Raw genomic sequence first — 11,451 nt, forward strand, 5'->3', positions numbered from 1 at the left:
CCTGAAGCACCTGAATCGCCGCTCCTCGCGGCGGGATCGCTTTACAAACCCTATTGACCCTGCATTTTATGGGATTCAAGTCCGATAAATTGCACCATAGATGTGCGGAAATGCTGGATCAAGGCGGCGGTACAATCGACTGGGACGACTTCCGTTTCGTGCTTGCCATCGTGCGCGGCGGGTCGGTTTCGGCTGCCGCCAAGCAGCTCGGCGTCGATCATGCCACAGTGATCCGCCGTGTCGACCGGCTGGAGCGCCACCTCTCCGCAAAACTGTTTGATCGGCGCAAGACCGGCTATCTGCTGACCGAGGCCGGCCAGCGCGTCGCCGACAGCGCGGAGGCGATGGAATCCACCATCGTCGCCAACCAGGAGGCGGTCGGCGGCTCGCGCGCCCACCTCACCGGCACGGTGCGGATCGGCGCGCCCGACGGCTTCGGCAGCCACTTTTTGGCCTCGCGGCTGGTCAAGTTCACCGAGCGGTATCCCGATCTCGATCTGCAGCTCGTCGCCACCGCGCGGCTGTTCTCGCTCTCCAAGCGCGAGGCCGACATCGCGATCAGCCTGACCATGCCGAAGGAAGGGCGCATCGTCGGCCGCAAGCTGTTGGACTACACGCTCGGGCTTTATGCCGCACCCGCCTATCTCGCCCAGGCGCCGGCCATTGCCGCACGCGCCGACCTGCCGCGGCACCGCTTCGTCGGCTACATCGAGGAGCTCTTGTTCACGCCGGAGCTGGACTATCTGCCGCAGGTCTCGCCAAAGATCTCGGCGAAATTCCGCAGCGCCAATCTGATCGCGCAGCTTAACGCCACCATCGCCGGCTTCGGCATCGCCGTGCTGCCGCACTTCATGGCGACGGCCCACCCCGAGTTGCAGCCGGTGCTGCCGGACGAGGTGCGGATCTCCCGCACCTTCTGGCTGCTGATGCACGCCGACAGCAAGGACCTCGCCCGCATCCGCGCGGTGGCGGACTACATCTACGAGACCGTGGAAGCCGAGCGCGCGCTGTTCAGCGGGGTGTGAGGCGGACACCGTGTTATTCCCGTCATCCTGACGGAGCGCGTAGCGCGTCTCGAAGGATGCACGGCCCGGCTGGTGGCCGTCGCCCCTTCGAGACGCGCGCGATGCGCGCTCCTCAGGGTGACGGATCGAGTATTAGGCACGCCGCGCCAGTTGGCGCTTAAAGCGCTAATTCGCCTTCTTCTTCGCCGGTGCCTTGGCCCCGGCGGCACGTCCCAGCACCGCCTCGCGGCCCGCGCTCAGGATCTCGTCGGACATTTCGCCGCTGCCGGCGATGCGCGACATCACAATGGTGCCCATCATGGTCGCCAACGTCGCCATCGCCTGCTTGCGGGCGGCCTTGCGCGGCACGTCGATGATCTGGTCGGCCATCATGTCGATCATCTGGTCGAGCTTGAGGGCAAACGCCTTGCGGGTCTTCGGGCTCTCGCGGGCGATCTCGGCGCCGAGCGCCGGGATCGCGCAGCCCTGGCCGGGATCGTCGCGGTGCATCGCCGAAAGATAGCCGTCGATGATGGTCGAAAGCCGCTTCTCCGGCGGCGTGTCCGCGGCGACCTTGCGCCAGCGCTCGATGGCGCGGTCCATCGCGTAGCTGAAGGCCTCGATCACCAGCGCCTCGCGCGAGTCGAAATGCGCGTAGAAGCCGCCATGGGTCAGGCCGGCGTCCTTCATCAGGTCGGCGACGCCGATGCCGTGGGCGCCCCGCTCGCGCAGCCGCGTCGCGGCCTTCTTGACGATCCGCGCGTGGGTCTCCTGCTTGTGTTCTTTCGAATAGCGCATGCCGGTCTCATGGAATGTTTCTAATCATATAATAGCAGATTTGCGGCCGGAATGCTGCAGTTATTTCGCCTTGTCGGCCACTTTCGGTTCCCCGCCGAGCATCGAAAACGTCGCGGTCGCGTGCACCGCAAGATTGCCCCTGCCGTCGCGGACGAAGCCCTCGGTGTAGCTGGTCTGGTGGCCGAGCTTGATCACCTTGCCTTCGGCGCTGATGGTGCCCGAACGTGCCGACAGCGGCCGCAGATAGGTCAGCTTGAGGTCGAGCGTCACCGAGGTCTGTCCCGCCGGCAGCATGGTCGAGATCGCGCAGCCCATTGCGGTATCGAGCAGCGCCGCGGCGGTCGCGCCGTGCAGCAGGCCGATGGTGTTCTCGAGGCTCTCATGCGGCTCGAGTTCCATCACGATGCGGCCCTCGTCGACCACCGCCATGCGGAAGCCGATCAGCTTGGCCATCGGCGGCGGCGGCAACCGGCCGTCGCGGATCGCGCGCATCGCCTCGATCCCGGACATCGGCAGCGCCGCCTTCGCCACCGGCCCGGGCGCCTGCCATTCCACCACGCGCGTGCGCGTTAGATCGGGCGAATGAAGATCGATGCTTTCGGCGGCGGTCATGACGGCTCCATTTATATGATGAATATAATTCTATAGATCCGCGTCCCTCGGCGCAACCGCCGCGCCGGTCCCTTGACAGAGCCACGCTTTGTCCGGGACATGGCGCATCCATTCCTGCGCCGGGACTTTTTCCATGGACATGCTCAATCCCCACTGCGGCATCGACCGCGACTCCAGAGGCGTCGTCCGCCTCACCATCTGCAACGCCGGCAAGCTGAACATCGTGAGTTCCGCGGTCACCAACGGCGTGCGCGAGGGTTTTGAGCATCTGGCCGCCGATCCGAGCATCCGCGTCGTGATCCTCGCCGGCGAAAGCGAGCGCAGCATGATCGGCGGCGCCGACATCAAGGAAATGGCGACGCTCGACCAGACATCCGCCGAAGCATTCATCAGCCGGCTGCGCGACCTCTGCGAGGCCGTGCGCAAATTCCCGGCGCCGGTGATCGCCCGCCTGCCCGGCTGGTGCCTCGGCGGTGGCCTCGAGGTCGCGGCCGCCTGCGACGTCCGCGTTGCCGCACATGACGCGATGTTCGGCATGCCCGAGGTGCGCGTCGGCATCCCCTCGGTGATCCACGCCGCGCTGCTGCCGCGCCTGATCGGCTGGGGCCGCGCCCGCTGGCTGATGATGACCACGGAGAACATCGATGCGCCGACCGCGCTCGCCTGGGGCCTAGTCGACACCGTGGCAAAACCCGGCGGCCTCGACGAAGCGGTCGAGCACACCGTCAAGGCGCTGCTGGAATGCGGCCCCGAGGCGCTGCGGATCCAGAAGGACCTGCTGCGGCAATGGGAAGAACTGCCGCTGACCGAGTCGGTGAAGCTCAGCGTCGGCGTGTTCGGAAAGTCGTTCCAGACCGGCGAGCCGCAGCGCCTGCTGCAGGGATTTTTGGACCGCAAGCGGTAGCGGTTCAGCACCTGTGGCCCGCATGAGCGCCGCGACATGCGGGGCCAGTCATCTGTAGCCCGCATGAGCGAAGCGACATGCGGGGGCCGGATGCCCCGGATCTCGCTTCGCTCATCCGGGCTACGGGTAACTGAATGCGACTAGCTTAGCAGCGCCTGTCAACTCAAGAGGTCCTTGGCGACGATATCAAGTTCTTCTGCCTGTTCACCTGCCGTCGGGCTGGTGGCGAGGCGTTCGAGGTCCGTCCTAAGCTTTGCTTGCAGCTCTGCTGATTGCGCAACGATGAAGCGCAGCGTCCAATTCTTCCAAACGTCGTCATCTGCTTGCAGAATGCGTCGAAGGTGCGGATAGAGCGGCGTACCGATCCCCGCCAAAAATGGCTGCAGCACTTGAGCGACCGGCCAGTTCATGTCCTGCATCCATTCAAGCAGGGCCGGAACGATCGGCTCGACAGCTGGGAAACCCAAGGCGACGATGGCCTCGGCCCTCTCTGTATCGAATTTGTCTCTTGGTAGAAGCGCTGCCAAGTCGGAGCACATCGTCCACTCCCCCTGATTTTCTGCAGCTTGTAGCACCTGTAGCCCGCATGAGCGCCGAGACACGCGGGGGCCGGATGCCCCGGATATCGCTTCGCTCATCCGGGCTACGCTGCTGCGGGTGACCTTCGCCGCGCGTTCGCAGGCACCTGCACCGGCCCGAGGTCGGCCCGCCCGTTCAGCTCGATACCGGGATCTCGATCAGCACCAGCGTGCCGCGGCCCGGCTCGCTCTCCAGCGCGATTCTGCCGCTGAGCGACGACACCACAGTATTGAAGGCGATGTGCAGGCCGAGGCCGATATTGCCGCGCTCCCGCCTGGTGGTGAAGAACGGATCGAACACGCGGGCCTGCAGATCATCGCGGATGCCGACGCCTTGGTCGGCGCAGGCGATCCGGGCGAGCGCCTGATCCGGCTGCGTCACCGTCATGGTGAAGCGTCCGCCGCGGCCGTCGGGATAAGCGTGCGCCGCGGCGTTGAACGCCAGGTTGCTGATCACCTGCGCCAACGCGCCGGGATAGCTGTTCAGAACGATGCCTTGCGGGCAGTCGAGTTCGACGATCAATCCCTGACGGGACAGCAGCGGCCCGAGCTTTGCGATCAGTTCGGAGAGCCATCCGCCGAGCTCGAATGTATGGCGCTCCTCGTCGGCGTGATGGATGGCGACCTGCTTGAAGCTGTGCACCATCTCGGATGCCCGATGCAGATTTTCCGAGGTCAGTCGAAGGCCGTTCTCGATCCGTGCAATGCCCCTTGTCAGGTCGGAGCGCCGGACGGCGGTGCCGCTCAGCGCCTCGCCCATCGCGCGAAGGTCCGCCTCCATGGTGGTTGACGTGGTCAGCGCCAGGCCAAGCGGCGTGCTGACCTCGTGTGCGACACCGGCGACGAGCTGCCCGAGCGAGGCCAGCTTCTCGGCCTGCACGAGCTGCGATTGCGTCGCGTGCAAATCGCGCAACGAGGCTTCCGAACGCTCCTTTTCCTGCTTGAGCGCCTGCGCCGTTCGAAACTGCTGGCGCGCGCGGAACTCGCGGGCGGCGACGGCGTAAAGCGACAGCGCAAAGGCGTTGAGGACCAGGGAATGATTGATGAAGCGCAGCCCCGGCGGCAACGCCGGCCCGAGCGATTCAGCGATGCACAGCGCAATCCACGTCGTGAGACAGAACACGGCCAGCGGCCCGATCCGCAGCGGCAGCATGGTCGAGACGAACAGGATTACCATCATCACGCCGGGTGCCGCATAGGTGAATCCGGAGGGCAGCACGAGGTAGACGCTCGGCAGCACGCAGCCCGGAATGACGCAATAGACCAGGAAGATCGTCTCGGCCCACGCCTTCATCGCGGGCACCGAGAGCAAGGCGGTGAGCGGCAGCAAGACCAGCACGGCGACCCCGCCGCGGATCGCCAGCGTGGTCGCCACAACGTCGGGATAGAGCACCCAATCCCAGAACGCATATCCGGCATAGGTGAAGGCGCCGAGCAGCATCGCGACCTGCGTCCAGCCGATATTGCCCCGCACGTACTGGTCGACAAATCGGCGCTCCTCGACGATATCGTCGAAGCGCAGTCCAAGGCGGGTCAAAAGACGGAGCATTACGATATCAAACGAAAAAGGCCTGGCACTGGAACTTGGCACTGCAAATGGGAGCGTCGAAAATGATCTACGACAGCTTGCCCGCGCTGTCGCGTCCTTTTGGCGCATCGGCGACCGCGGCGCGGCATCGCGCCGCGCCCCTCACCGGGCGTTGGCCGGGGCGTGGGTCGGCCAGAGGTCGGCGCGCCAGTGCAGCGCGATCGCCAGCATGGCGATGAAGCCGGCGGCGGCGAGCAACGTGCCGGTCGCGGTGTAGCCGATCAGGTCGATCAGGCTGCCGGCGGCGAGCAGCCCGAGCGGCAGGCCGTAGATCACCATCATGCGCACGCCCATGACGCGGCCGCGCAGATGCGCGCTGGCATTGCGCATCAGCATCACGGCGGCCGAGATCATCGACATGCTCTGCGCGATGCCGGCGAGCAGCAGGCAGGCCATCGCGACCGGCATGGTCCTGAGCTCGACGAACACCAGCAGCATGGCGTACCAGGCGAGCGTCGCGCCGATTAGGAGCCGCGCGATGCGTACCCCGCCGGCCATGCTGAGCGTGATCGAGCCGATCAGCGAGCCCACCGCAAAGCTTGCCGAGAGATAGCCGAGCCCGGTCTGGTCGGTATGGAAGATGTCGCGCGCGACATAGGGCAACAGACCGTTGGTGAGCGGAAACGCGGTGAGGTTGGCGAGGAACGCGACGCAGAGCGCGGCGCGCATGCCCGGACCGCTCCAGGCATAGACGATGCCCTCCTTGAGGTCGCGCAGCAGCTTTGAACCCGGCGCGTCGGCCGCGAGATCGGTCGTGCCATGCGACTTCGGGCGGCTCATGCAGAGCATCAGGATGGCGGCGACGAAATAGAAGCCGGCGATCCCGACATAGACATAGCCGATGCCGAGCGCCGCAAACAATCCGGCCCCGGTCAGGGCTCCTGCGATGCGCGCCGAGTCCTGCGTGGTGCGCGCCAGGCTGATGGCGCCGACCAGTTGCTCCGGCGGCATGATGTCGGCGAGCAGCGCGCCGCGCACGCCGAGATCCGACGGGCGGATCACACCCATGATCGCGACGATGATCATGACGTTCAGCGGGGCGAGATGCCCGGTCAGCGCCAGCGTCATGATGGTGCCGGCGAGCGCCGTATAGGCAAAGCGCATCACGGCGAGGAGATCGCGGTGCCCCATGCGGTCGCCGATCATGCCGACGACCGGCGCGACCAGCGTGCCGACATATTGCAGCGACGCCAGCACGGTCAGCAGCAGCACCGAGCCGGTCTCGACCATGATGTACCAGCCAAGCACCAGCGTCTCGACCTCGAACGCCCAGGAGGTGAGCAGATCGGACGGCCATTGAAAGCGATAGCTGCGGATGTGAAATGGCGCGAGCGCGGAGGTCCGCGTGGTCCCGCTCAAGACGCGATGACGCGTGTCACGGCGTGTCCTGCCCTTTTTCCTTGTTCTTCTGGGTCTTGCTTCTTGGTCGTGCTTGCGGCGCTTTGAATCTGTCTTGAGTCGCTTGGGAAAACGCCGTGTTCCGGCAGCGTAGCGCCGAGTCGATTGGTGTCAATCGAAGCCGCCGCATGCGGCCATGCACGATGGTATCCGCAGCGACTTGATAGCGCAGTCTCGCGAAGCGCAGGCCCTACACCGGCGGCACGGCGCGCCGCAGCATGAAATGGGTGGGTATGAAAGCGAGCAGCGGCAGGCCGATCATCAGGCCGGCCAGCCACACCAGCGGCGGCACGAAGCCTTGCGCCGCCCTGTCGCTGGTGCCGAAGACGTAGTTGATGTTGACCGGAGTCATGCCCGGGTCCGGCCGCGGTCCCGGCATCACAAAGTAGCAGATCAGCAGCAGCGCCCATGCCAGCACGCTCCAGACGATCAGCGCGCGCTGGTCATAGCCGAGCCGCCAGACCAGGAACAGCAGCAGGAACGGCAGCCAGCCGTGGAAGCCCGACAGGAACCGCAGGAACAGCGAGAGGTTCTGGTCGAATATGTAGTCGGTCATTCCGGTGAGCGAGTAGCCGGCGACATGGGCGAGAAAGTCGATCACCCAAAATGTTTGCGGCACAAGGAGTCCGACGGCGCACATCGAAATTAACAGCGCGCTCTCGGTCCAGACCCCGATCAGGGTGAGGATCAGGCCGACGTCGCAGAAATACAGAAAGTTGGTCGGCCCGTAGCAGTAGGTGTACACCGGCACCAGGACGGCCATGAAGGCGCTGAAGCCAATCTTGACGGAGAGCGGAATGCGGGCGGACGGCTGCTCGACGGCGATCACGGACATTGCGGTGGGACTTTCCGTTGCACAATCCGCCAGCCCTAGCGCCGGATCGGTAAACAGACCCGTATTCCGCAACCTTGAATTGATCGGCGTCCGGGAATTCGGTTAACGCCAACTCAGCGGCGCCGGTACAGTTTTAGCCGCCCGAGCGCGAGACGATCGTGCTAGAATGCCCGTTCCGAGGCAGCGGAGGACGACATGAACGCCTTCGAAGTTTTCGCGATCTACCTGGCACCCTTTGTGATCATCGCGATCGCAATCCGGCTGCTGATGAAGCGCCATGCCGTCGACCTGCCGGACGTGCAGAAACAAGGGGGCTCCGCGCCGAAGCGACGATTTCTGCTCGGCGCCTGGCGGTCGGATTAGATCAGGTCGCAGACAAGCCCGGATGCGCCGTCGCCCGGCGAAATTCTCAATCACTGATTTGCCCGACGACGCAAGGCCTCGCGAGAAGAGAAACTCGGTGTACGTTCGGGCGATTCATGCCGCGAGAATGCGGACGTGTGACTCACAAGAGGCGCCAAACACTCGGTGTCGTCCCTGCGAAAGCAGGGACCCACAACCACCGACGCTGATTGTTGCGCGATGTTGGAACGACGAGTCTCTTCAACAACCACGCTGCGGCGTATGGGTCCCGGCCTTCGCCGGGACGACACCGGTGGAGACTCGCGTGCTCTCATTCGCTCCCTCGTGTCATCACGAATCGAGGACCATCCATCGCCGTCATCCTGGCGAAAGCCAGGACCCATTGCCCCAAATCTCCATTGTTGCGCGACGCCGGGGCCACGATCCGGTTCGTCATTGAAGGCGGTGGGTATGGGTCCTCGCTTTCGCCAGGACGACATTGGTGATGGCGGAACGATCCCATCCCCAACTCATGCGAACACGACATTTTGTCATGAGAGCCGCAGTTGCATTTTTTGCATTGCATCATATGATGACAATAATTCAATCAAATCCCCGGCATTGAAGGGACTCCTGCCATGGCAACCAGCACCGATCCCGTCGTCATCCTCTCCGCCGCCCGCACCCCGCTCGGCCGCTTCATGGGCGAGCTCGCGCCGCTGCCGGCGCACAAGCTCGGCTCGCATGTGATCGGGGCTGCGCTCGAACGCGCAAAACTTGCGCCCGAGCGCATCGACGAGGTGTTCATGGGCAACGTGCTGCCCGCCGGCCAGGGCCAGGCCCCTGCCCGCCAGGCCGCGCGCGGCGCCAGGCTGCCGGACGCCACCGGCGCCACCACCGTCAACAAGGTCTGCGGCTCCGGCATGAAGGCGACCATGCTGGCCCACGACATCATCAAGGCCGGCTCGGCCGAGATCGTGCTGTCCGGCGGCATGGAGAGCATGAGCAATGCGCCGTATCTGTTGCAGAAGGCGCGCAGCGGCTATCGCGCCGGCCACGACCGCATCATCGATCACATGATGATGGACGGGCTCGAGGACGCCTATGAGACCGGTCGCTCGATGGGCGATTTCGGCGAGGCGACCGCGGAGGCCTATCAGTTCACCCGCGCCGACCAGGACGCGTTCGCGATGGAGACGTTGAGCCGCGCCCGCAAGGCGGTCGAGGGCGGCGCCTTCAAGGCCGAGATCGCGCCGATCACGCTCGCCGAGAAGGTCGGCCCGCGCATCGTCGCCAATGACGAGCACCCGCTGAAGGTCGATCCGGCAAAAATCCCCGGCCTGAAGCCGGCATTCCGAGCGGGCGGCACCATCACGCCGGCCGCCTCATCGGCCAATGCCGACGGCGCCGCAGCACTGATCCTCAGCCGGCGCTCGCTCGCCGATCGCGATGGACTGCCCGTTCTCGCCGAGATCAAGGGCCACGCCACCCACAGCCAGGAGCCGCAGTGGTTCACGACAGCGCCGATCCCGGCGATCAGAAAACTGCTCGACAAGGTCGGCTGGAGCGTCGGCGATGTCGACCTGTTCGAGATCAACGAGGCGTTTGCGGTGGTCGCGATGGCGGCGCAGCGCGACCTCGGCATTCCCAGGGACAGGCTGAACATCAACGGCGGCGCCTGCGCGCTCGGCCATCCGATCGGCGCCACCGGCGCGCGGCTGATCGTGACGCTGCTGCACGCGCTGGAGGCGCAGAACCTGAAGCGCGGCGTTGCCGCGCTGTGCATCGGCGGCGGCGAAGCCACCGCGATCGCGGTCGAGCGGGTCGCGCACTGATCCGGTATGCCGTCATTGCGAGCGAAGCGAAGCAATCCATCTCTTTTCACAAACCGAACGATGGATTGCTTCGTCGCTTCGCTCCTCGCAATGACGGTTAGTTATGAAAGGCGTCCATGAGGCAGCACGACGGCCTGGCGCCTGAGTCCGAAAACGAGGGAACTATGTCATTTTAGCCATGGCTCCCCCGTGCCATATTGCGCATCACGCAAAGCTTTCACCGCAATCGATCCGGAACACAATGATCTCGAACTGGCTTGCTTCCGCCCTCGCCCGCCGCAACATCCATTACGGCTGGGTGATGGTGGCCGTGACTTTCCTTGCCGCGCTGATCTCCGCCGGCACCGTCGGCGCGCCCGGCGTGTTCATCGTGCCCCTGCAGAAGGAGTTCGGCTGGTCCACCGCCGAGATTTCCTCCGCGCTGTCGATCCGCTTCATCCTGTTCGGGCTGATGGCGCCGTTTGCCGCCGCGCTGATGAACCGCTACGGCCTGCGCAACGTGACGCTGGCGGCGCAGCTGATCGTGGTCTCCGGTCTATTGGCCTCGCTCGCCATGACCCAGGTCTGGCAGCTCATCCTGCTATGGGGTGTCGTGATCGGGATCGGCACCGGGATGACCGCGCTGGTGCTCGGCGCGACCATCGCGGCGCGCTGGTTCGTGGCGCGGCGCGGCCTCGTGGTCGGCATCCTCACCGCAAGCGTCGCGACGGGCCAACTCGCCTTCCTGCCGCTGCTTGCGACACTGACCGAGCGCTACGGCTGGCGTGTCGCGCTTGGGCTGGTCTGCGTCATGCTCGGCGTCGCCGCCTTTGCCGTGCTGATGGTGATGCGCGACCGGCCGAGCGACGTCGGCCTGCGTCCGTTCGGCGACGAGGGCACCGCGCCGCTTCCCGCGCCGCCGCCGGCCAATGCGCCGATCGTGGCCGCCGCGCTCGGCACGCTGCGCGATTCCGCGAAGTCGTCGGTGTTCTGGATCCTGTTCGCGACCTTCTTCGTCTGCGGCGCCTCGACCAACGGCCTGGTGCAAGTCCACCTGATCCCGATGTGCCTCGACTACGGCATCCCGCAGGTGCAGGCGGCAAGCCTGCTCGCCGCGATGGGGATCTTCGATTTCTTCGGCACCATCGTCTCGGGCTGGCTGTCGGACCGCTACGACAACCGCTATCTGCTGTTCTGGTATTACGGCCTGCGCGGGCTGTCGCTGCTGTTCCTGCCGTTCTCCGACTTCACGTTCTACGGGCTGTCGCTGTTCGCGATGTTCTATGGCCTCGACTGGATCGCGACGGTGCCGCCGACGGTGCGCCTCACCGCGCAGCGCTTCGGCGCCGAGCGCGCCAATCTGGTGTTCGGGTGGATCTTCGCCGGCCACCAGCTCGGCGCAGGCGCCGCCGCGTTCGGCGCCGGACTGTCGCGCACGATCTATCAAAGTTACCTGCCGGCGTTCTTCATTGCCGGTGCGCTGTGCATCTTTGCCGCGCTGATCGCGCTGGCGATCGCGCGGCCGCAGCCGAAATCGGTGGCGGAGCCGAAGCCGGTCGCGGCCTGAGGTCGCTTCCC

Annotated in this window: 11 protein-coding genes; 5 read left to right on the forward strand and 6 right to left on the reverse strand. The window is 65.4% G+C overall.

What is annotated here, in order from left to right; translation table 11 throughout:
- The first annotated feature begins 110 nt into the window (after positions 1 to 110).
- Positions 111 to 1,025, forward strand: coding sequence for a LysR family transcriptional regulator (locus QA635_RS25255; RefSeq protein ID WP_028335019.1), 915 nt, complete (start codon positions 111 to 113; stop codon positions 1,023 to 1,025).
- 165 nt (positions 1,026 to 1,190) lie between these two features.
- Here QA635_RS25255 and QA635_RS25260 read toward each other — a convergent pair whose 3' ends face one another.
- Together QA635_RS25260 and QA635_RS25265 are read right to left on the reverse strand one after the other, a co-directional pair.
- On the reverse strand, positions 1,191 to 1,802 hold the full coding sequence (locus QA635_RS25260) for a TetR/AcrR family transcriptional regulator (RefSeq protein ID WP_283061958.1): 612 nt from the start codon (positions 1,800 to 1,802) through the stop codon (positions 1,191 to 1,193).
- A 60-nt stretch (positions 1,803 to 1,862) separates the two neighbouring features.
- Positions 1,863 to 2,414: a PaaI family thioesterase gene (locus QA635_RS25265; RefSeq protein ID WP_283061959.1), complete on the reverse strand. Its 552-nt coding sequence runs from the start codon at positions 2,412 to 2,414 to the stop codon at positions 1,863 to 1,865.
- Positions 2,415 to 2,547: 133 nt separating this feature from the next.
- Here QA635_RS25265 and QA635_RS25270 point away from each other — a divergent pair, with 133 nt between their 5' ends.
- Positions 2,548 to 3,318: an enoyl-CoA hydratase gene (locus QA635_RS25270; protein ID WP_283061961.1), complete on the forward strand. Its 771-nt coding sequence runs from the start codon at positions 2,548 to 2,550 to the stop codon at positions 3,316 to 3,318.
- 158 nt (positions 3,319 to 3,476) lie between these two features.
- On the opposite strand, the gene QA635_RS25275 is transcribed toward QA635_RS25270, so the two are convergent.
- The 4 genes from QA635_RS25275 to QA635_RS25290 all read right to left on the reverse strand — a co-directional run bounded on the left by QA635_RS25275 (position 3,477) and on the right by QA635_RS25290 (position 7,717).
- The gene (locus QA635_RS25275; RefSeq protein WP_283061963.1) at positions 3,477 to 3,857 is read right to left on the reverse strand and encodes a DUF5071 domain-containing protein; all 381 of its coding nucleotides are present in this window, start codon (positions 3,855 to 3,857) and stop codon (positions 3,477 to 3,479) included.
- A gap of 175 nt (positions 3,858 to 4,032) precedes the next feature.
- Positions 4,033 to 5,445 carry a sensor histidine kinase gene (locus QA635_RS25280; protein WP_283061965.1) on the reverse strand — a complete coding sequence of 471 codons (1,413 nt, stop codon included), beginning with the start codon at positions 5,443 to 5,445 and terminating at the stop codon, positions 4,033 to 4,035.
- 141 nt (positions 5,446 to 5,586) lie between these two features.
- Complete coding sequence (locus QA635_RS25285; RefSeq protein ID WP_283061967.1) at positions 5,587 to 6,843, reverse strand: MFS transporter; 1,257 nt, start codon at positions 6,841 to 6,843, stop codon at positions 5,587 to 5,589.
- 229 nt (positions 6,844 to 7,072) lie between these two features.
- Positions 7,073 to 7,717, reverse strand: a complete 645-nt coding sequence (locus tag QA635_RS25290; RefSeq protein WP_283061968.1) for a hypothetical protein — start codon at positions 7,715 to 7,717, stop codon at positions 7,073 to 7,075.
- Between the two features lie 195 nt (positions 7,718 to 7,912).
- On the opposite strand from QA635_RS25290, the gene QA635_RS25295 reads away from it, so the two are divergent.
- From QA635_RS25295 to QA635_RS25305, 3 genes are all read left to right on the forward strand, one after another.
- Positions 7,913 to 8,080: a hypothetical protein gene (locus QA635_RS25295; RefSeq protein WP_283061970.1), complete on the forward strand. Its 168-nt coding sequence runs from the start codon at positions 7,913 to 7,915 to the stop codon at positions 8,078 to 8,080.
- Positions 8,081 to 8,697: 617 nt separating this feature from the next.
- Complete coding sequence (locus QA635_RS25300; protein WP_283061972.1) at positions 8,698 to 9,894, forward strand: acetyl-CoA C-acyltransferase; 1,197 nt, start codon at positions 8,698 to 8,700, stop codon at positions 9,892 to 9,894.
- A gap of 241 nt (positions 9,895 to 10,135) precedes the next feature.
- Positions 10,136 to 11,440, forward strand: a complete 1,305-nt coding sequence (locus QA635_RS25305) for an MFS transporter (RefSeq protein WP_168855690.1) — start codon at positions 10,136 to 10,138, stop codon at positions 11,438 to 11,440.
- Positions 11,441 to 11,451 lie beyond the last annotated feature (11 nt).

Origin of the sequence: Bradyrhizobium brasilense (assembly GCF_029714345.1) — a bacterium.
Lineage (GTDB): Bacteria > Pseudomonadota > Alphaproteobacteria > Rhizobiales > Xanthobacteraceae > Bradyrhizobium > Bradyrhizobium australafricanum.